Below are 20160 nucleotides of genomic sequence, written 5' to 3' on the forward strand. Positions count from 1 at the left end.
CTACCAAGCGGTCTTGTTGTAGGCCGCTTCCCAAAACTTAAATTCCATTCGGGAGGCTTTGACATAGGCTTCTAGCATCTGTGCTCTAATGGCTTCGGTCGTGTTTTCTGCCATGGCGTTCACATAGTTTTCTGCTTTTTGGACCCCGATTGCAAATTCGGGACCGCTATAGGTATCAATCCAGTTTTTGTACGGATTGGCCTGGTTGGTCTGTGTGGCGATAATATAGTCTCCTACTTCTTTATAAATCACAAAGCAGGGAAGTACTGCCGCCATAGCGACTTCCAAGGGGTCGAATGCTGCTGTGCTTTTGAGAAAATGCACATAGTGATGGCATATAGGCTCGAGATCTGCTGTGTCGCTGTCTTCGTGGATGCCGAATTGTGAAAAATAGCTCTCGTGTAAAGCACGCTCGACAATCAATGCGTTTTTACCAAAATCAAAAAAGTCCAAAGCTTGGTCGTTGTCTCCGGTTTTGCTACCGAGGTAAGCGAGTACTCGACCATAATGCTCCAGATAGCGGGCATCTTGTTGCATGTAGAATTGGAACTTGTCCAACGGGAGTGTGCCATTCTTGAGTTGCTCGATAAAGGGCATCGCTAGGATGTTGCTGTAAAGTGGCTGTATGTGTTGCCACGCTTGATCAGTCCATGTCATATGTAATGAGTTTTTGTGGGTTATGAAAATGATTGAGAGGGCCGTTGCCTCTGCCGATGAGTAGGTGTTGACTGCCTTGAATGGCTTTGTTGACATAGTCGAGCGCGTGGCCGACTGCCGTGCTGAACGCCTCGCCCCGTGCCATATAGCTCGCTATGGCTGAAGATAGGGTGCATCCTGAACCGTGTGTGTTAAGGGTATCGATTCTATCGGTGCTGAAGAGCTGGCTCCCCTTGTCGCTGAGCAATATAGAGGATAGGTCGGTGCCCGGGAGGTGGCCGCCTTTTACCAATACAGCTTGGGCTCCCAACTGAAGCAGTTTACTGCCTGCTTCCTGCATCTTGGGAAGGCTGTCTATCTGTTCGTTAATGAGGACTGCAACTTCATCCAGATTGGGGGTTATCAATGTAGCCAGTGGGAACAATCGCTCGATGCACGCGTGTATGGTGTCATCTTCGATAAGCTTGTGGCCGGAGGTCGAGACCATGACGGGGTCGAAGATAATATGACCGGTATAGTCTTTCAGGAAATCGGCTATCAACTCGACGAGTGCGGCATGGTGTACCATGCCAATCTTGACTGCGCTAGGGTATATATCTTCAAAGATGGTCTCCAGCTGGTCTTTGATGGCTTGGGTAGGTATATCATATATTTTTTTGACACCTTGTGTATTCTGCACGGGGAGAGCCGTGAGTACATTCATGGCGTAGCAGCCCAAAGCAGATATCGTCTTGGTATCGGCCTGTATGCCTGCGCCACCACTTCCGTCAAATCCTGCAATGGAGAGTACGGAAGCTACGGTATATTTGTTTTGTTCCATTACTTTGTCGTGTTCTTAATGTTTTGTTTTAATTGAATTGCTGCCTCCCGCGGATTGGGACTATGGCATATAGCCGAAACAACCGCTAGACTGGATGCTCCGGCATGGTATACGTCACCGATGTTGGACGCGTTGATATGACCGATCGCTACGAGCGGAAGGTTTGTAAGGCTTTTTAGCTGTTGTAGCCCCTGCAGCCCCCACTCGGTAATAGTGTCTGTTTTGGTGTCCGTGCGGAACACAGGGCTGACTCCCAGGTGCTGCACATTGGCTATTTCGGGAGAGTTCAGCTGATCGAGCTGCTCTATGGACCAACCGATGTGGAACCGTCCACCGTAGTGGGCTACAATTTCGCTAGGGGCTGTGTCTTGTTGGCCTACATGTACCCCCCAGGCATTGACAGCTGCGGCTACATCAACAGCATCGTTGATCACGAGCGGAATTTGATAGCGATCTGTGATTGATTTTAGGGTCTGCGCACGCTCCAAAAAGTCTTCATAGGGCAGCTGTTTCTCCCGGAGCTGGATGAGGTCTACTCCACCTAGGATGGCTTCTTCGGCAACTTCGAGCCAAGGACGATGTAGACAGTCCTTTTCTGATATAACGAGATAGAGCAGGTAAGGGAAGTTAGCTGTTTCGGGCATAGCGTCTTATGTTGAGATTACTGTTTAGTGTTGCTGTATCCAGAGTATAGAGTGTGTCGAGGATTTGAAGTTGTAGGCTCCCCGGTCCTGGAGATACACAGGCAGCTAATTCGCCAGCTAAACTCAGGATGGCAACTCCGGCGACGGTCTCTTCTAATGGATTGTCGCGGAGGCCCAGAAAGGCTCCGACCAATGCCGATGAGGTACAGCCCAGTCCGGTTACTTTGGTCATCATAGGGGAGCCATTGTGAACCTCAATGATCTCGCTAGGTGAGATGATATAATCGACCTCACCAGAGATGCATATGATACTACCGTAGGTCGATTGTAGCTGCTGTGCGGCTTCTATTGCGGTGCTGCTGTGGGCTGTGCTGTCGACGCCTTTGGTGGTGGATTGGGTAAAATCGGCTAGCGCGAGTATCTCGGAAGCATTGCCGCGGATTACCGTAGGTGAAAGTGCAAGTAGCTTTTTTAAGGCGTTATTGCGGAGTGTGGAAATTCCTGCGCCTACAGGGTCTAATACCCAAGGACAGTTTTTGGAATGGGCGTGTGCCGCAGCCTGACACATGGATTCCACCCATGCTTCGTTGAGGGTGCCAATATTGATTACCAGTGAATGTGAAATATCTACGACCTCCTTGATTTCGGCAGGACTGTGTGCCATGACGGGGGATGCTCCTAATGCCAAAAGGGCATTGGCGGTATTGTTCATCACGACGAGGTTGGTAATGTTGTGTACGAGCGGGCTAAGTGTTCTTAGCGCTTTGAGTTGTCTGTCAATGGAATGTACCATGAAAAAAGCCTGATTAAAAAATTAAACATATGTACTAAGGCTTTTGGGAATTATATGCATCAGGAATATGGATATATCCTGAACAGATAGGTTCTTGCTTTTCCCTACGACGGTATCAACCGTATCAGGTTCAAAGGGTCTATCTCAGTCCATCGTTACACGGACGCCCCTAAAGCCAATGTAAAGATAGCCTTTTTTCTATAAGGACATATAGACTGGATGGTCATATTTGGGTCAGTAAGCATAGGTTTTTTGGGGAATTCACTGGAAATGGGGATACATGGAATTACTATAAATAGTTACATTTGCCCTATATGAAATATATGTCCGCAGTTATATATAGCTTATTGCTATCGTTTGGATGTTGTAACCTCACGTTGGCTCAAGAAACAGTGGCTGAACAATTGGTCGGTATCTGGAAGTTGGAAGAGTCGGGATTTATAACAGACGGAGAAGAGGTCATCAAGGACTTTAATGCCTGTCGTTTATCTCAGAATTTTGTGTTCAAATCGGATGGTACCGTCGATTATACCTATTATGAGGGAGATTTAGATACCTGTTATGTTGCCGCTGTAGAAACGTATAATTGGGAACTTAAGCAGGATACTCTGGTGTTGGAATCAAGAGGGTATTGGGGATATTATCGCTTAACAATGGAGAAGGCTGGAGGATTGCGTTTGGAAGGAATCCAAGAGCAGCGGGAGTCTACTGGGGATGCCATGCTGGATAAATTGTTGAGTACAGTACATTTTGATGTTTATCGCAGACGATCTGCTCCTGTAAGTTGTGAGAACTGTAAAGTTGTTTTGGAGTTAAAATAAATATAAAAGGTAATGGTTATAAAGAAGCTTTTCGTATACTCCATTTTGATGTGTATCACTGTTGTGTTGCGTGCGCAAAAAGTAGAAGTTAATATTGTGCAGGATGGAAAGGTGATAGAAGCTACAAATGATGTTTTTCGATTGAATCCTAAGACCTTTTCTTTTCAGATTAGAGCTACAGGGGTAGAAGGATTCTTAATCGGAGTCACCGCAGATGAAGATATCTACAGATCTGCACTGGGAGATGCTGACCTGGAAGTGATGTGGTTTGATGAGACCGGAATGGCGGAGTCTTTTTTTAACGAAGATAAGGAGGTTTTTGTTAATGATGAAGCGCCTAGCTACTGGTATTTTTCATCAACCAAAGACCATCGTTTTGATTTGGGAGCGAATGGTAATGCTGATTCCTGGCAAGCTTTTCGAACAGTCAAGAGTTTCTATTTTATGAATACGGAAAAAACGGTCTCGGTCAGCAAAATGACAAAACCGCTGTATTTCTTTTTTTATCTACCAGTTTATGACGAGTCCTATAACTTGTTGGACAAAACCTGTGTTTTTAAGGCACAACTGCTGTGGAAATAAGTTTTACTCAGGAACGATAGGGAATAGGTTGCTTGATTTAGCTCCATAGTTCTGTATCGTCGTGTGGTGGCGCTGTTCTCCGATTGGACTAAGGTTAGCCAAATCGATTTTCAAGGATTTATTGTCGATTACATATACTCTTTTCTGTTCAGAAGCTGTTTCTCCATAAATGGTTATTTTGAGAAGTGTATTTGTTTTTTCTGCCATACTGTAATTGCTTTGCTGCTGTGTGGCAAATATGACAAATATCTATATAAGGAGGCGGGTAGAAGACGGGTAGTGTTCGGGTAGTCGGACTATTTGTCCCTAATTGTCCCTTTTTTTGATTTGTTTACGTCACGGTAGGGCAGCAGGAAATTATTGAGATTTGGTCGTGGAAGGAAAGGTGAACAAAGAAATCGGTATGATTCTGTTTATTATGGAGAATAGGGTAAAGTACGAATCGAAGGCTACGTATGAATATATGGGGTATCGACCGACGGTAAGCCTTGATAAAAAGCTTCTCGTCGATCTCTAAAATAGATTAATCCCAATACTAAGCACGCACTAAACCATACTCAATGGCTAATTTGATAGCCGAACTTAAGTTTGATGTTTTAAATTTTTCAATGAGATTTTTGCGATGACTTTCTACCGTATGTGGACTGATAAAAAGTTTTTCTGCAATTTGAACGGTTGTGAGCCCGGTTGCCGCTTCAACTAGTATTTCCTTTTCCCTGCGTGTGAGCTTTGGTACGCTGCTAAGTCCATCTTTGGCTTTTTTGTCAATGATTGTTTTAGTCTGTGAACAGGTAAAACGATTACCATACAAGACTGTCTTTATCCCTGTCAAAATCTCCTCTACACCGGCATTTTTCTGGATGTATCCTAGTGCCCCTTCTTGAAATGCGGTATTGATTACGGCATACTCGTTATGTACACTCAAAATAATGATCTGCATGGCAGGATACTGATTCCGTAAGGGTTTAATCAGATCTATGCCGTTACTGTCCGAAAGATTAATATCCAATAAGAGTACATCAACTGCGGCACTTTGTAAGCCGTTTTTTAAGGCGGTAGCGCTTTCGTAGCAACCTATGATTTGTAGATCTGCGTCTTGGGATAAAATGTTTTTTAACCCTTCTAGTAACAAGGGATGATCGTCGGTGATTGCGATTTTAATCATGTGTAGTCTGTTTAGGAAAATAGAATTCTATACTGGTACCTAATTCGATGCTTGATTGAATATGTAGATTGCCGTTCAAGAAGCGTATTCGAGAGTTGATGTTGTGCAATCCTGCACTGTTGTTATTTTTTAGTTTATCTATTTCAAAACCCTTGCCATCGTCTTCTACGGTAATACTGTAGCGTTCATCTTCCTCCACTACCTGTATAATGATTTGGTGGGGAGAGGCATGCTTGATAGCATTATTTACCAACTCCTGGATGATTCGGTAAATAATTAATTCCTGTTCCTTGCTCATCGGGGAAGTGTAGTGAAGAAACTGTACATCGATTTCGATATTATCATTGGACATGCGGGAGGCATAATCTGTTAGGGCTTCTTCAAGGCCATAGTTCTGTAAGAGGTCAGGCATTAGATTGTGGGCTACTCGTCGTAACTCATCTACAGCGATATCGAGTTGGCTAATTGATTTCGAAAGCTGGCCTTTTAAGTCAGGCCCTGATTGCTCGGTCACATGGGATAGGTGGAGTTTTGTGCCAGAAAGGAGACCTCCCAGACCATCGTGTAAATCTCGTGCCAATCGTCCACGTTCTTGTTCCTGCCCATCGAGCATAGCTGTTAAGGTAGCGATGTTGGATCTTTGTTTTTCTTTGTCTAACTCTAAGCTATGGAGTTTTTCCCGCTGCTTCATATGGCGGGTCCGTTGTCTGTAGGCGTAGAACAATACAAGGAGCAACAAAAAGGAAGCAATCATGAGTACCGTGTAAAAGCGATTTATATTTTCACGATAGGAGAGTTCTTTTCGATAGTTCAATGCCTCATTAGCTCTTGTTTCACTTTCCAGCTTGGAGAGACGTAAAGCTTGTCGTTGTTGGTCACCCTCCATACGGGAAAGCTCCAGCCGTTTGAGATTGTTTTCGTCGCGGAGTCTTAGATTTTCTAAATCTTGACGCTGCTGCAGGTCAAGAACTTGCATTAATTGTAGTTTTTGCTCTTTCTTTTGGGCCTCTAATTGAAGGTTTTTGAGTTCCTGCATTTGCTTTTCTTTCTCGTATTGAGCCTCGAGGCGCTTGCTTAAACCTAATTTTTCCTTGTTATAAATATTTTGAAATGTCTCTACGTAGAGTTTGTAATACCGTAATGATTCATTGTAATCGTTGTCTCTTTCGCAGATATCGCTTAGATTTTCGTAGATGCTGAGCAGGATGTGCTGATCTACAACAGGTTCGGTGTATATTTCGCTAAGAGAGGCAAGAAGGAAGGTTTTTGCCTTGAGAAAGTCGCCGTCTTGAATCGCTAATTCTGCTAGAATGCCGTAGGAAGAGGCAATGTGGTTGTGTTGTTCCGATTCTTGACCTTGCTTTTGAGCCAACTGGGCATAATATTTCACTTTATCTTTGTAAGAGCTCGGGTAGAAACGTAAGTATAGATTGGCTAAGTTATTGGCAACAAAAGACAAATTAGAAGCAATAGCAAAGGATTGTTTGTTTTTGTTGTAGAGGTCTATTGCCTGTAGGTAATATTTTTCGGCTAAGTCTCTATGGTTCTGTAGATGGGGAGATTGGATGAACCGTTGTTCATGTATATACCCCATAGACATGTAAGCTTCAAAAATAGCTGTTGCATCTTTTTGCTTTAATGCGACTTGAAGTGATAGGGCACCATATTTTTCCTGTAACTCATACTCGTTCCAATTTGCGTAGATCGATGTCAGCTCTTTGTATACAGTTGACTTCCGAGCGTCTAACGAGGGCGAAGGAGGAGCTTTGTCGAAATATTGTGCGGCTTGTAAGAAGTTGCGTACAGCTTCTGCTTCTTTGTTGTTTCTTGCGGCGAGCCAGCCTTCACCATATTTGACATAACCTTTTGTCTCTAGGTCGGAGGTATTTGTCGCAAATAGTTTGGCTCTTTCGATACTGCTAGTGGAATTGCTGATACGCTCCAAAATACGGTTGTTGATTGCTAACACCGTATAAAGATAGGCTGCGTATTTTCCCTCAGCGAGTTTAGAGGCTTGTTTTACATTCTCCTCTAAGATCTCGATAGCTTTATCCTGCTCGTTGTTAAAGAAAAGGGCCTGGGCATATTTTCCTGTTAATTGGAAACGTGGTATGCTCGCGACTTCTGTCTTATTGTAATCTGTTTTTAGTTGTTGTAACAAACCTTGGGCGTGGCCAGTATTGTGACAAAGAAGGTATGTAACACTAAAAATGTATGTAACGTACTTGAAAATATATCTTATCACTTTTTCTTCCATGCCAGATAGCACTTTTTTTAACAGGTCAACGAATATAAGCTTTCTATGGGAAATAGCGGTGTAGGTTTATGTTGGTCGGGTATGACCAGCTCCAAAGGATTCGTAGTAAGATTACTTCCATCCTGATGATAGGATGGAAGTAATAAAACCAACTAGTTTTGTGCTACATCGATACGTTGACCTTTCGTATTAATGTAGTATATATCTTCTGTTGCTTCGTCTTCTGCTACGGCAGCCATGTCTTCAGAAAAGGTGTTCGCGAATGTGAATTTAAAAGGAATAACTGTTTTCCCGTTTTCATCGATATAGCCGTATTTACCGTCTTTTTGAGCTAAGATAATATTACAATCCAACGATAGTGAAAGAAAGTCAAAACCACCTATTACTTTTTTCTTCTGTGCTATACTGTTTAAAACATATTTTTCACCTTCTATTGTCGTGAAATTGTGCTTGTTGTATTCAAAGATGACATCATATTGGGCCGGAACTACTACTTTCTGATTTTGGTCGATCAAACCGCTTTTGTCATTCAGTGTGAACGTAGCATATCCTTGATTGAAGAATGAAATCATATCGTACTTTGCAGGAACATAGACTTTTCCATCTTTATGGAGTAAACCGTATTTTTCGGTTTGGCCGAATAGGTATTGCTGTGTGCCCTCGTCATAGCTGAGGTAGTCATATTTGCACGGGACCAATATTTTGCCATTTTTGTCTATGGCTCCATATTTCTCCTTGTCGTCGATAACGATGGACACATTATCCTCTGTAAATACACCGATATAGGTATATAATGGTTGAGTAATTGCATTACCTTCTTCGTCTCTTATCCCATATAATACACCCTCTTCATCAGCGTAGGCGAATCGGTCTTCGGAAAGCTGCTCATTCATACCATTCATGCCTTCGTCCTCCATTTCAGTATAATTGTCTGGTATTTCAAATAGGCTGTTGTCTACATTTTCTGATACAACGTTGGTTGCAACAAAACCATAGTCTCCCAGTTTTAAAGATAAAACGGCTCCTTTTAGTTGTTTGAAAAAGGAAAATTCGCCCCAGTAAAGGCTAGGGATATCTTCGGTATACCAGATTTCGATGGTAGTGCTTTCATCCTCTCCTGTACCGTAATCTACTTTAACAGTTGCTAGTTTACAGTTGTAGCCTGCAATCTTTTTTTGTTTACCTGTTACCAATTCTACTGGTAAAGCATATTCTTCCTCATCGTTTTGCGTGCCATCTTCGGTAATTACATATTCTTCGGAATCAGGTAACAAGGCGAAAGCTGAATTTTCAGTTTTGTTTCCAACATATATGATACTTCCCATCATTGCGTTATCAACCCGGAAATGAGTTTTGTTGACCCATGCTTTGATAAGAGATTCGTTGTTTTCTGCTGTAGAACCAGCGTCGGTCGTGACGCGATAATCAATCCGAAACGATTTTTGGGATTGTGCCCAGATACTTGTACATAGTATAAGTACCATAAAAAGGGTTAATGTGAACTTTTTCATCTTTCTGTTAAATTACGAGGCAAATATGCTAATAGTTTCCCCTTTTTTCTATCCCCGATAACAGGTAATTTTAATTTACCTGTGTTTTTTGTTGAACGGATACAGTAATGAATACTTACTTTTGTTGTATGAATAAGATTGAAGAGATTAATACCTACATTCATGAGGAACGGGAGCTACTTTTGACCCATCCTCTGTATTCCAAAATTAAAGATATAGCAGATCTGCGATTGTTTACGGAGACGCATGTCTATGCTGTTTGGGATTTTATGTCGTTGTTGAAGAGTTTGCAACGCCGCTTGACCTGTGTGCGCATACCTTGGATTGCTTCGGATTATCCGAATACGAGATATCTTATTAATGAGATTGTACTGGCAGAAGAATCGGATGAGTATATCGATGGTAGTAGGTTGAGTCACTACGAGATGTATTTGGATGCTATGCGGTCAATGGGAGCAGATACAAGTGTCATCGAACAATTTGTGTCAGTAATCAAAGATGGTACGAGAGTGGAAGATGCCATTCGTAAAATGGATGTAGATGCACGTATCAAAGATTTTTTGTTATACACTTTTGATGTGATTTTTAATGGAGGTGATCATGAGGTCGCTGCTGCATTTACCTTCGGGCGTGAGGATTTGATACCAGGAATGTTCAACGCGATACTAAAGGAGATACAGCTACAGTTTCCCGATGCAGATCTGCAGAAGTTTATATATTATTTTGAGCGTCATATTGAGTTGGATGCCGATGAGCATGGACCGTTGGCGATGCAGATGATATTAGAGCTTGGTGGAACAGATGAATCTAGATGGGAGGCAATAAAAGCGGTATCAAAAGAAGCTTTGAAGAAGAGGATAGCTTTGTGGGATGCGATATACGATGCAATTGATAGGGGCTAATGTATTAATGAAAAAAGGTTTTCAAGCGGGGAGAATGAAAACCTTTTGTAACCAATTATAAACCTAAATTATGATACTACAAATATAGGTGTAATATGTACACTAACCAAATGATTTGTGCTATTTTTTTTATAATGACATGATGTTGACATTTTTTAATTTTAGAAGAGCCGTTTTATTGCTGTTGTTTTTTCTGTTTTATCAGGCTTTATCTTTCGGACAGACGAATCGGCTATTGTTTAAAACGTCATTTGGTGATGTTAAAGTGGTACTTTATGATTTTACGCCCAATCATCGCGAGTTGATTTTGACAGCTATAAAAGACGGAACGTATGCGTCCTCATTTTTCAATAGGATAATATCCGGTTTTTTGGTGCAGGGAGGTGAGCATGATATCGATATTGAGAAACGCGAATCCGCTGACCCGCTACAGTCTAAACCTCGGTTGGCACCTGAGTTTGATCAACGTGCTTTTCATAAAGTTGGTGCTTTGGGAGCGGGACGTGATGACAATCCGGATAAAGCTTCGTTTCTGAATCAGCTTTATTTTGTGGTAGGAAAGCCTGTCTCCGCTGTGGATCTGGATAGTTTGGAGGTCAAGAAAGGAATAAAATATACAGCCTCGCAGAGAGCTCATTATTTAAAATCTGGAGGGCAGCCTCGGTTGGATGGTGACTATACGGTCTTTGGCGAAGTCTATGAAGGTTTGGATGTCCTACTGAAAATCAGTAAAGTGAAAACGGATAGTCTCGACTATCCGATAGTTCCAATTCAATTTACACTTACTGTCCTAGAGTAACGTTTTATCCTTTTTCATATCATCCGCTCAAAGCGACATCTAAGGTCATCATGATAACAAATCCCGCAATAAATCCTAATGTGGCCATGTCTGAGCCTTTATTTTGCTGGGCCTCAGGGATTACCTCTTCAACGACAACAAATATCATGGCTCCAGCTGCAAAAGCTAATGCATAAGGGAGAATAGGGGTAAAGGCAGCCACAGCTATAGCTCCTACGACTCCCGCAATTGGTTCCACAACTGCTGATAACTGTCCGTAGAAAAAGCTTTTTCTAGTACTCATTCCCATTCTTCTTAATGGCATGGCCACAGCGATTCCTTCAGGAAAATTCTGTAATCCGATACCTATAGCTAATGCAATCGCACCACCTATGCTTGCCTCGGGTATGCCAGCGGCTACGCCGCCGAATAAGACTCCTACAGCCAAACCTTCCGGAATATTGTGCAGTGTAATGGCTAAGACAAGAAGGGTTGTTTTTTGCCAAGGTGTCTTTATTCCTTCTACTTGCTTGAAGTTAACATGGAGATGGGGAAGTACTTTGTCTAGTGCAAAAAGAAAAGCCGCTCCACCAAGAAAGCCTAATACTGCGGGGAGTACTTTCTGGAAACCTTCTCCTTCACTCATATCGATGGCTGGTATGAGTAGGCTCCAGATACTGGCTGCAACCATGACGCCTCCCGTAAAGCCGAGCATACTATCCATAAATCTCTTGTAGGTGTCCTTGGTAAAGAATACGAGGGATGCACCTAGTGCTGTTACGAGCCAGGTAAACATAGTGGCATAAAACGCGGCCCATACGGGATCTGTACGCTCTAAAAACGAAATGATGGGGTCAAACATACAAGCTTATTAATGATAGATTCATTTATTCCACAAAAATAGGGAGTTAGACAATATGAATAAAGTTTTTCTCAACAAACATATTAGTATGGTCTAATATTTTGTAGATTTGTGTATGAACTCATCTGTAGAGGAAAATTACCTTAAGGCTCTATTTATGCTGTCTAGCACAAAAGGGGAGGCTACTGTCAACGAAGTTAGTCGTTTTTTAGATATAAAAATGCCTACTGTAAACAGTATGATGAAGCGACTTTCGGAAAAAGGTTTGGTGATTCATGAGAATTATAAACCACTTAAATTAACGGAGAAGGGGAGATTAGAGGCTGCCTTGGTTGTCAGAAAGCATCGGTTGACAGAAATGTACCTTGTAGAGAAGATGGGATTTGGATGGGAAGAGGTACACCATATTGCAGAGCAGATAGAGCATATCCATGCTCCAGAGTTTTTTAATAAGATGGATGAACTTTTAGGTTATCCAACCGTTGATCCACATGGTTCTCCGATACCGAGCGAAGAAGGAAAGATCGTTCTAAATCCATACCTCAAATTGAGTGAATGTATAGTTGGTGAACAAGTTGAGTTAATGGCGGTTGGTCAGTCTTCGGCATCGCTATTGAAATACCTAAATACACGTGAACTTGCCCTTGGTGTGGTTATCCATATAGAGGAAATTGAACCTTTTGATCGTAGTATGCATGTGAGTTATTCGGGACGCACCTCGGTTGTACTGACCTCCTTGGTCTGTGACAGCCTTTTGGTTCGTAGATTGAATGAAGAAACCAAGTAATTATCTTGACAAATAGCCTTTTTCACTAGCTCTCTTCCGTAGTGTAAGAGAGCTAGTGCTACTTTTTAACACTAAAATAACAATCGCCCTTAGCTTTATCCATTTATATTGGATATGTTTGCCGGATTTAGCCGATTAATACGTGTTGTATTAAGAGGTTTTTTAGAAAGTGAACGAAATAGCGTCATGATAGCAGATATTGAAGATAAAGAGGTAGGCGATCTCTATAAAACAGGTATTATTCAACAGACCGCATATTGGTCTACGGTTAAAAAACTTCAAGGCTTGCAATCGAAGGCTTTTAATTTTAAAACCAAGGTGTCAGATTTATACACCGATACGGATGATATGAGTTATTTTGTAGGGGACCTTTTGGTTATCCTACAGGCAGTGGATGAAGATCATTGTATAGCCTATGTACCCTATGGGCCCGAAGTAGAACCATCAGAAGAAAATCAAGGATATTTCTTAGAGCAATTGTCCGAGAGTCTGCGTTCGCAACTACCGGTAAACTGTATTATGATTCGATATGATCTGTCTTGGGAGTCTCATTGGGCAAAAGATGACGATTGTTATGATCTGCATGGCAATTGGTTGGGTGTGCCTGAGCGTAGGATTCAAGAAATGCGACTCAATTTTAATACGGAGCATTGGAATCTGCACAAGTCAAATACCGATATTTTGCCCTCGAATACGATTTTTATGGACCTGAAGCGAGATGATGATATGTTGTTGGGTAGGATGAAAGCGAAAACCCGCTACAACATAAATCTTGCATCGCGCAAAGGTGTGCGTATACGTTCGTTGGGGCTAGAAAGCTTGGAAATATGGTATGACTTGTATAGACAGACAGCTGAGCGTAACAATTTTTTTCTACACGACATCAATAATTTTAGGATTATTCTTTCGGCTCGGGCTAATGATACACTTTCGCCAGCAGAGGTGTATCTGTTAGTGGCGGAAGTGGAGGATAAACCATTAGCTGCAATGTTTTTAGTCGTTTCTGCCAATAGAGGAACTTATCTCTATGGAGCATCAGCTACTGAGAACCGGAATTATATGGCTACATATGCGTTACAGTGGAGAGCGATGCAGATCGCACGAGAGAAAGGTTGTACAGAGTATGATTTTTTTGGAGTAGCACCTCAGGCAGACCCTTCGCATCCTATGTATGGGCTTTATCGATTCAAGTCAGGTTTTGGTGGCGATATTTATCATCGCTTGGGATGCTGGGATTATCCTCTAGATAAGCAGAAGTATCAATATTATATTTCTATGGAATTTAAGAATCAAAGCTATCACTTGAGTTGATATTCGAAGAGGGCATCATTGGTGCCTTAGAATATAGCGTCGCATCAATAATACATGCAGTTTCAGAAAAAATGCCTGCGGTAAGTTACTGCAGGCATTCTTGATTTAAAGTAGTGTGATTTTGTGCTTATTGGTGTATGAAGTTGGACCAGTCACTGCCCTCTTCATAATTCATCATTGCATCCGCTTGTACTCCAGCAGACCACTGTCCTGCTAACATGCTTAGATCCATTTGCATATGTTGACGCGTTATTTCTGTCATTTCATTGTTGAAACCAAGATGGTTAGACTGTATTACGAACTGAAAACAAACTACACGTGCAATCATTCTTCCTAACGTAACCATCTGCCGCTGCTTAGGTTGGTCTGGTAGATTAAAGTTTAGTGTTGCGCCAAATACTTCTGCAGCATGTTTGGTGAGCTCATAGCTCTTTAGGTATTCCAAGAGATTATTAACTTTTGTTTTGCGCATCACACGAGCGATTGAATCTGCTACTTGTGAATATAGCATTTCATTAGATCCCTCGAAAATCTGGAAAGGTCTACTATCGACTACACTGCGGCCTGCAATATGGTCTAAGCGGTATCCATTGGCACCAGCCAATTGTAACGCAATCTGAGCAGATTCCTGCATTAAATCAGTTACTAATGCCTTGACACTATTTGCATCGACTGCATTTCCAAATAAATCGGCTGATATAGAACTCATGCCGCTACTGTATGAACACATAGCCGAGCATATCGTGAATGCAGCCTGGATACGAGATAGTTGAAATTTGACAGCATCTATTTCACTCAGTGGTTGCCCTGAAACACGTCTGTTGTTGCAGTGAAGCAACGATTCATCTAATAGTCGTTTTATAAAGCCCATTCCCATTCCCGGGAATTGTAATCTGCTACGGTGTAAAGTGTCCAGCATCAATTTGATACCCGTACTTTCTGCAATTAATTTCTGCGCAGCTGGTACTTTGATGTCAATATCATTCAACCCATAAGGTATGGCATATAAGCCCAAGTTGTTGAATTTCTTTTGGACGATAATCTTTTGTTCTTCAATCGAGTTGTCTGTTACGAAGAAATCGATATCTCTCGCTAGTTCCCCATTTGCTACTGTTTTTCGTGCGGTAACTAACCAAAAGTCTGCTGCGCCTGTCAATCCTTGCCAATGCTTTTGGCCTTTAATGCTATACGTATCACCTTGGAGTTCATGAGCTGTACGCATATTGAGTGCATCACTACCATATCCAGGCTCAGTAATCATCAATCCGCCCATTGCTTTGTCTTTCAAAAAACGGTTGAAGACGCTTGGGTGTAAAGAAGTATCCGCATATTTGGCAAAAGGCTCTAAAAATAAAGCGATGTTGATACCAAACATCAATGAGAGTGATAGGGATTCGTAAGAAGCAGCAGCTAGTACGCCCAAGCATTCTTTGACATGCACACCTCTGCCACCATGTTCTTCGGGGATAGCTACCGACAAAGGATTCATCGCCATAATCTCACTCAAGAATGTAGGAGGTAGGCCTCTAGACAAACTTATTGAGTTGTAATCGTATTCAGTATTGAACAGGCTAGCTAACCGCTCCTTGAAGGATGCTATATACACATTGAAATCTTGATGTACACCGGTTTGCTCTAAAAGATTAAGCATAACAAACGTTTTTTAATTGAAAATATGAAGGGGTAAACAGAAATGTGAGTCTAGCACAAAATCAAACACTGTTTTTTGCGTGATTTTAACGCGTGGACACATAAACTACTTGTGTGATGTCCCTTTGATACAAAAGTAGGTATTTTATGATGATGCATGTATCTAATCCTGTATTAATACTAGGACAAATCGTGCATCTTTGGGTTTTCTACTTTGCGCTATTACGGTATTCTGTAGGGGATAGGCCTACCAGTTTTTTAAACACGCGTGAGAAATAGGAAGGATCGGAGAAATCGAGTTCGTAGCAGATATCCGAAATGCTTTTATTGGATTCAAAGAGAAGGAGCTGACTGTGCATGATACATATTTCAAGGATTACTTCTTTTGACGACTGACTGAACACGGAAAATACACATCGATTCAGGTAATTGGTGGATACGGCTAGCTTATCTGCATAGAAACCGATATGCTTGTGCTTTTTAAAGTTTTTGTGAACTAAGTGCTTGAACATCATCGCGATTTCCTGTCTTCTGCTCAGTAATTTGTCTGAAGAAGATAGCTTGATAACTTTTAAAAGTATGGATTTTAATAGGCTGTCATTTAGCTCTTTGTAAGAGTCTTCAGCATAAAGCTCTTTGTAAAGTAGCTTGCATAGCTGATGGATGCCGATACTGTCTTCTCGCGGAAGGTTGATAAGTGGGGAAATACTGAAAATATTTAGGATTTCCTGTGCTCTGAATATAGAGGTCATAGCGGCTTCGTTGATTAAAATGCAATGTCCTCTGACGGATTTGTCTGCGGTTTTTACTGCAGAAATATTCCCATAACTGCTGATAAGAATAGCTGGAGCCTGTACGCTATATTCTTTAGGGCCAATTTGATAGATGAAATAGCCTTCAGTAAGATGAATGACCAAGTTGTAGGCTAAAAAGATGGGAGGAGTAGGGAATTTTATGAAAGGGGCAATTTCGCTAAGTTGGAATACCTTAACCGGGAATTGTTTGTATTTTAAGTGCTCTTGGCTGCCGACCATGAATCGCTCTACAAATTCATCAGCATTTACCTTTTTTTCCATTGTCATATCGCTCCTGTATAATCTGTCAGCTCAGTAGCTAAAGCTAAAAAATCTTTCTGATATATAAGGTATATGATGTAGCACTAAATGGGCTAGAGGTTTTCTTTGGTTTTTATTGGGAACGTGGTTGTCAAAAAAAAGAGGTTAATTTGCATCTCTAAAGATGGTATTGATTGATGGATTATTTTAAGAATTTAGCCGGTTTGTTGGAGCTGGAGTTGGCGCACGATAGGGCGCAACATGAGTTGCTCTTGTCGTCGCGTACGCTATCAGAGCGCAAAGAGTTGGGGGTGACATGGTATCCCATACAGATCTCCGATAGTGAGCTTGGTAGGGGGGATTACCTGACAGTTACATTCCATAAGACTAATGATCTTGAAAATGGTCATCGATTTCGTTTTGGCATGCCCATCAGCTTATTTTCAAATTATTCCCCTCAAGAAGACAAAATCCAAGGTACTATAGCTTTTGTAAATCAAAACCTGATGAAAGTATCTTTTCGAACAGAAGAGCTTCCGGAATGGAGCCGAAAGGGGAAATTAGGATTGGATCTTTTGTTTGATGAAAACTCGTATCGTGAAATGAAAGCAGCTCTATTGGAGGCAGAGCGTGGGATAGAAGATCCGCAGAAAGGTAAGCTAACCCGAAAGCTATTGGGATTAGAGCCCTTGACTGTTGGTCATGGTCAAGATGATTTTGATGATGTTACACTTAATCAAAGTCAAAATCAGGCTGTTCGACATATTTTGGGCGAAGGTGATTTGGCTATTTTGCATGGTCCTCCGGGTACTGGTAAAACGACGACTTTGATTAAGGCGATATCTGTAGCTATAGAGCGCTCGGGCGAGCAGGTACTGATTGTTGCACCAAGTAACACGGCTGTGGATGTTTTGGCCGAACGACTTGATCGCTTAGGATTGAATGTCTTACGTATAGGGAACCCGGTAAAGGTATCAGCGCATTTGCTGGCATTGACGCTGGATGAGAAGGCGAGTAAGCATGCTGGTTATAAAGAGGTAAAGGGATTGGAGAAACAAGCCCGTGCCTACACGGATATGGCACGCAAGTACAAGCGTAATTTTGGACGTTCGGAATATGAACAGCGTAAGGCATTATTGAATGAGGCCCGGAAAATAAGAAAGGATATCGATCGTATCCAAGATTACGTAATAGAAGATCTATTGGATAAAGCACAAGTTATCGCGGCTACGTTGGTCGGTGCCAATCACCCTCATATTCGTGATAGACGCTTTCATACTGTGGTTATAGATGAAGCAGCTCAGGGGCTCGAGCCTGCTTGTTGGATTCCTATTTTAAAAGCCGACCGTCTGCTATTGGCCGGTGACCATTGTCAATTGCCCCCAACAATAAAATCGGAAGAAAAGGAGAGTAGACAACTCTTTAATACATTGTTTGAAAAGCTGGTGAAGAAATATCCGGACTCGGTCTCTTTTTTGGATACCCAATACAGGATGAATAGTCAGATAATGAGCTATCCTTCAATGACGATGTATGATGGGATGCTCAAAGCTGCACCGTCGGCCGCGGAGTGGCGTTTGACAGGCGATTGTCAACCTCTTGTTTTCATTGATACGGCAGGTGCTGGCTTTGAAGAAAAGGAAGATGAAGGAGCATTGTCAAATAAAGAGGAAGCGGATTTTCTGATAAATCACCTGACTACACTAATAACTCAGTTGGAGGGGGAATATAACGAAGGACTATTGCCTACGATTGGAATCATTACTCCTTATCGGGGACAGGCGAATCGGTTGAAGACATTATTGTCCGATATGGTAGGTCTATCCGATATTGATCTTCAGGTGAGTACCGTAGATGGTTTTCAGGGACAGGAAAAAGATATTATCTATATTAGTTTAGTGCGTAGTAATACAGACGGAAACATTGGTTTTTTATCGGATGTACGACGTATAAACGTAGCTTTGACACGAGCTAAGAAAAAACTCATCGTGATAGGTGATAGCAGCACTATCGGGCAACACGCATTTTATAAGGGATTTTTAGATTATGTGGAATCTGTGAATGGGTATCATAGTGTATGGGAGTGGGATATCATATAATAGCAGACTATTTGGATTGTGGAGTCACCTAGATGATTTTCTCTACCGCTCCTTTTGGTAGAGGGATATCTTTTGTTATAGAAGTTTCTAGTACTCCTTGGTTCGAATTTAGCTCTCCTTTAAGGTGGGTCGGTAACCCCACTGTGAATACAGAACCTTTGTTAGGTGTGCTCTGTATATGTACAATGCCTTGATTTCTTTCGATCAAGTCTTTACATAGAATCAAACCTACACCTGCACCAGGCTCATCTCCTGTGCCAAGAGATTTGCGCTGAATCTCATTAAACAGGAGTGCTGACTTAGAAGGGTTAATTCCAATACCTTGATCTTTGATATGTATGAAGGTAAATTCTTTTTCTGTTGAGGTAAAAATGTGTATTTCACCTGTAACATAGCTGAATTTGATTGCGTTACTTATAAAATTACGTAAAATAATGGTCAAGTGATCTTTGTTCACAAGCACCTGCTCTTCTTCAGGAATGCTGATTTTGAGGTTTAGTTGTTTTACGAGAATCTGTTCTTCAAATGTAATTAAAATATCATTTACAATAGGTTTGATCATTAGCGGAGTGGGCGCATTTGCAATCCCCCGCAGACTGCTGCTGCCCCATTGGAGGAGGTCATCGAGTACTTGGTTCTGTTGTACTATCCGTAACCTCAATTGACGCATGAAGTCGGGGGATATGCTGTCATTGAGCACTTGTTGTTCTAGTGCCACAGCCATTGTTTCTAAGGTTGCAAAAGGGCTCTTGATGTCATGTGCTATAATCGAAAAAATCTTTTCTTTGTCCTTGTTGATAGCGTGCAGACTACGGCGTTGATCCTCTATTTTCTTCATATTGCTGTAGATAATCTGCAAGAAGAAATTAACAGAAACAACAATAAAGATAATTGAACAGATTATATTGTATAACACCCGAGCTACAGGGACAGGTTGTTCGAAGGTATTTATATTTGGAGAGGTGTAAATAAATACCATGGCTATTGTGACTGCTAAAGCAAAAAGCAGGTGTATACGGCGGTCGTCATAGAGCAAAGTGGAAGAGATTAGGATACAGAGTAGAAAATACTCAGCTCCATTCTGGTAGAGTATGGCTCCCGCAAAAAAGAAAATAAAGTTACTCGACAATAACGTCAATTTAGCATAGTGATGTTTGCGACGATATTGAAGAAGAAGAACGACAAGGTCGCATAAGCCATTTGAGAAATTAATCAGGGCAAGAAGTGGACGTTGTTCGAAAAGGTTGGTGATGGAAAAGTAAACTGTAGGGAGAATACATAATAACGCAATCATATTGACCATGTGCGCTCGCTTAAAATCCATGTAAGACATAGACGCATCGGTACCGATATGTGTTAGGGTTTCCCAATAATTTCGAATACGTTTCATAGGTCTGCTCTTCAACTCGCTCTGGTAAATATAAAAAAGTAATTACATTTTTTGTTTTTTCTATTTAGGAGCTTTT

The 20160-nt window shown here is 41.6% G+C and carries 19 protein-coding genes and 1 riboswitch; of the genes, 7 read left to right on the plus strand and 12 right to left on the minus strand.

Going from position 1 to position 20160, the window contains the following annotated elements; all coding sequences use genetic code 11:
- From tenA to thiM, 4 genes are read right to left on the minus strand one after another with little or no spacing between them, the layout of a single operon-like run.
- Positions 1-657, minus strand: coding sequence for a thiaminase II (gene tenA, locus CLV99_RS20355; protein ID WP_133586355.1), 657 nt, complete (start codon positions 655-657; stop codon positions 1-3).
- On the minus strand, positions 644-1477 hold the full coding sequence (thiD, locus tag CLV99_RS20360; RefSeq protein ID WP_133586356.1) for a bifunctional hydroxymethylpyrimidine kinase/phosphomethylpyrimidine kinase: 834 nt from the start codon (positions 1475-1477) through the stop codon (positions 644-646). Before thiD ends, tenA begins: the two co-directional genes overlap by 14 nt.
- A complete protein-coding gene (gene thiE / locus CLV99_RS20365; RefSeq protein WP_133586357.1) occupies positions 1477-2121 on the minus strand; it encodes a thiamine phosphate synthase in 645 nt (214 codons plus the stop codon). The genes thiD and thiE overlap by 1 nt, the downstream gene beginning before the upstream one ends.
- Positions 2105-2914, minus strand: coding sequence for a hydroxyethylthiazole kinase (thiM, locus tag CLV99_RS20370; protein WP_133586358.1), 810 nt, complete (start codon positions 2912-2914; stop codon positions 2105-2107). Before thiM ends, thiE begins: the two co-directional genes overlap by 17 nt.
- 84 nt (positions 2915-2998) lie before the next feature.
- Positions 2999-3095: riboswitch (TPP riboswitch) on the minus strand.
- Positions 3096-3237: 142 nt separating this feature from the next.
- Between thiM and CLV99_RS20375 the strand changes: the two genes are divergently transcribed.
- Positions 3238-3735 (plus strand): lipocalin-like domain-containing protein, encoded by a 498-nt coding sequence (locus tag CLV99_RS20375; RefSeq protein WP_162850177.1) that lies wholly within the window; start codon positions 3238-3240, stop codon positions 3733-3735.
- Positions 3736-3747: 12 nt separating this feature from the next.
- Positions 3748-4317, plus strand: a complete 570-nt coding sequence (locus CLV99_RS20380) for a hypothetical protein (protein WP_133586360.1) — start codon at positions 3748-3750, stop codon at positions 4315-4317.
- Between the two features lie 3 nt (positions 4318-4320).
- Here CLV99_RS20380 and CLV99_RS20385 read toward each other — a convergent pair whose 3' ends face one another.
- The 4 genes from CLV99_RS20385 to CLV99_RS20400 all read right to left on the minus strand — a co-directional run bounded on the left by CLV99_RS20385 (position 4321) and on the right by CLV99_RS20400 (position 9250).
- The gene (locus CLV99_RS20385; protein WP_133586361.1) at positions 4321-4524 is read right to left on the minus strand and encodes a hypothetical protein; all 204 of its coding nucleotides are present in this window, start codon (positions 4522-4524) and stop codon (positions 4321-4323) included.
- A gap of 328 nt (positions 4525-4852) precedes the next feature.
- Positions 4853-5482 carry a response regulator transcription factor gene (locus CLV99_RS20390; RefSeq protein WP_133586362.1) on the minus strand — a complete coding sequence of 210 codons (630 nt, stop codon included), beginning with the start codon at positions 5480-5482 and terminating at the stop codon, positions 4853-4855.
- Complete coding sequence (locus CLV99_RS20395; RefSeq protein WP_211348592.1) at positions 5475-7643, minus strand: sensor histidine kinase; 2169 nt, start codon at positions 7641-7643, stop codon at positions 5475-5477. The genes CLV99_RS20390 and CLV99_RS20395 overlap by 8 nt, the downstream gene beginning before the upstream one ends.
- A gap of 248 nt (positions 7644-7891) precedes the next feature.
- Positions 7892-9250 carry a WG repeat-containing protein gene (locus tag CLV99_RS20400; RefSeq protein ID WP_133586364.1) on the minus strand — a complete coding sequence of 453 codons (1359 nt, stop codon included), beginning with the start codon at positions 9248-9250 and terminating at the stop codon, positions 7892-7894.
- Between the two features lie 128 nt (positions 9251-9378).
- On the opposite strand from CLV99_RS20400, the gene CLV99_RS20405 reads away from it, so the two are divergent.
- Together CLV99_RS20405 and CLV99_RS20410 are read left to right on the plus strand one after the other, a co-directional pair.
- On the plus strand, positions 9379-10152 hold the full coding sequence (locus CLV99_RS20405) for a DUF3050 domain-containing protein (RefSeq protein WP_133586365.1): 774 nt from the start codon (positions 9379-9381) through the stop codon (positions 10150-10152).
- A 139-nt stretch (positions 10153-10291) separates the two neighbouring features.
- Positions 10292-10951 (plus strand): peptidylprolyl isomerase, encoded by a 660-nt coding sequence (locus CLV99_RS20410; protein WP_246032818.1) that lies wholly within the window; start codon positions 10292-10294, stop codon positions 10949-10951.
- Positions 10952-10970: 19 nt separating this feature from the next.
- Here CLV99_RS20410 and CLV99_RS20415 read toward each other — a convergent pair whose 3' ends face one another.
- Positions 10971-11792 (minus strand): ZIP family metal transporter, encoded by an 822-nt coding sequence (locus CLV99_RS20415; protein WP_133586366.1) that lies wholly within the window; start codon positions 11790-11792, stop codon positions 10971-10973.
- A gap of 115 nt (positions 11793-11907) precedes the next feature.
- Between CLV99_RS20415 and CLV99_RS20420 the strand changes: the two genes are divergently transcribed.
- Positions 11908-12579: a metal-dependent transcriptional regulator gene (locus CLV99_RS20420; RefSeq protein WP_133586367.1), complete on the plus strand. Its 672-nt coding sequence runs from the start codon at positions 11908-11910 to the stop codon at positions 12577-12579.
- A gap of 186 nt (positions 12580-12765) precedes the next feature.
- Positions 12766-13890 (plus strand): lipid II:glycine glycyltransferase FemX, encoded by a 1125-nt coding sequence (locus tag CLV99_RS20425; RefSeq protein WP_133586368.1) that lies wholly within the window; start codon positions 12766-12768, stop codon positions 13888-13890.
- A 127-nt stretch (positions 13891-14017) separates the two neighbouring features.
- On the opposite strand, the gene CLV99_RS20430 is transcribed toward CLV99_RS20425, so the two are convergent.
- Positions 14018-15541 carry an acyl-CoA dehydrogenase family protein gene (locus CLV99_RS20430; RefSeq protein WP_133586369.1) on the minus strand — a complete coding sequence of 508 codons (1524 nt, stop codon included), beginning with the start codon at positions 15539-15541 and terminating at the stop codon, positions 14018-14020.
- A gap of 208 nt (positions 15542-15749) precedes the next feature.
- The gene (locus tag CLV99_RS20435; RefSeq protein WP_211348593.1) at positions 15750-16622 is read right to left on the minus strand and encodes a helix-turn-helix domain-containing protein; all 873 of its coding nucleotides are present in this window, start codon (positions 16620-16622) and stop codon (positions 15750-15752) included.
- 170 nt (positions 16623-16792) lie between these two features.
- Here CLV99_RS20435 and CLV99_RS20440 point away from each other — a divergent pair, with 170 nt between their 5' ends.
- A complete protein-coding gene (locus CLV99_RS20440; RefSeq protein ID WP_133586370.1) occupies positions 16793-18694 on the plus strand; it encodes an AAA domain-containing protein in 1902 nt (633 codons plus the stop codon).
- A gap of 28 nt (positions 18695-18722) precedes the next feature.
- On the opposite strand, the gene CLV99_RS20445 is transcribed toward CLV99_RS20440, so the two are convergent.
- Entirely contained in the window at positions 18723-20084 is a 1362-nt protein-coding gene (locus tag CLV99_RS20445; protein ID WP_133586371.1) for a sensor histidine kinase, read from the minus strand.
- Positions 20085-20160: the final 76 nt, after the last annotated feature.

It is taken from the genome of Sphingobacterium yanglingense (genome assembly GCF_004363245.1).
GTDB classification, from domain to species: domain Bacteria; phylum Bacteroidota; class Bacteroidia; order Sphingobacteriales; family Sphingobacteriaceae; genus Sphingobacterium; species Sphingobacterium yanglingense.

Bases quoted from the DNA above. Each gene is read 5' to 3' on its own strand.
- tenA (WP_133586355.1), bottom strand. From the start codon at position 657: ATGACATGGACTGATCAAGCGTGGCAACACATACAGCCACTTTACAGC.
- thiD (WP_133586356.1), bottom strand. From the start codon at position 1,477: ATGGAACAAAACAAATATACCGTAGCTTCCGTACTCTCCATTGCAGGA.
- thiE (WP_133586357.1), bottom strand. From the start codon at position 2,121: ATGCCCGAAACAGCTAACTTCCCTTACCTGCTCTATCTCGTTATATCA.
- thiM (WP_133586358.1), bottom strand. From the start codon at position 2,914: ATGGTACATTCCATTGACAGACAACTCAAAGCGCTAAGAACACTTAGC.
- CLV99_RS20375 (WP_162850177.1), top strand. From the start codon at position 3,238: ATGTCCGCAGTTATATATAGCTTATTGCTATCGTTTGGATGTTGTAAC.
- CLV99_RS20380 (WP_133586360.1), top strand. From the start codon at position 3,748: ATGGTTATAAAGAAGCTTTTCGTATACTCCATTTTGATGTGTATCACT.
- CLV99_RS20385 (WP_133586361.1), bottom strand. From the start codon at position 4,524: ATGGCAGAAAAAACAAATACACTTCTCAAAATAACCATTTATGGAGAA.
- CLV99_RS20390 (WP_133586362.1), bottom strand. From the start codon at position 5,482: ATGATTAAAATCGCAATCACCGACGATCATCCCTTGTTACTAGAAGGG.
- CLV99_RS20400 (WP_133586364.1), bottom strand. From the start codon at position 9,250: ATGAAAAAGTTCACATTAACCCTTTTTATGGTACTTATACTATGTACA.
- CLV99_RS20405 (WP_133586365.1), top strand. From the start codon at position 9,379: ATGAATAAGATTGAAGAGATTAATACCTACATTCATGAGGAACGGGAG.
- CLV99_RS20410 (WP_246032818.1), top strand. From the start codon at position 10,292: ATGATGTTGACATTTTTTAATTTTAGAAGAGCCGTTTTATTGCTGTTG.
- CLV99_RS20415 (WP_133586366.1), bottom strand. From the start codon at position 11,792: ATGTTTGACCCCATCATTTCGTTTTTAGAGCGTACAGATCCCGTATGG.
- CLV99_RS20420 (WP_133586367.1), top strand. From the start codon at position 11,908: ATGAACTCATCTGTAGAGGAAAATTACCTTAAGGCTCTATTTATGCTG.
- CLV99_RS20425 (WP_133586368.1), top strand. From the start codon at position 12,766: ATGATAGCAGATATTGAAGATAAAGAGGTAGGCGATCTCTATAAAACA.
- CLV99_RS20430 (WP_133586369.1), bottom strand. From the start codon at position 15,541: ATGCTTAATCTTTTAGAGCAAACCGGTGTACATCAAGATTTCAATGTG.
- CLV99_RS20435 (WP_211348593.1), bottom strand. From the start codon at position 16,622: ATGACAATGGAAAAAAAGGTAAATGCTGATGAATTTGTAGAGCGATTC.
- CLV99_RS20440 (WP_133586370.1), top strand. From the start codon at position 16,793: ATGGATTATTTTAAGAATTTAGCCGGTTTGTTGGAGCTGGAGTTGGCG.
- CLV99_RS20445 (WP_133586371.1), bottom strand. From the start codon at position 20,084: ATGAAACGTATTCGAAATTATTGGGAAACCCTAACACATATCGGTACC.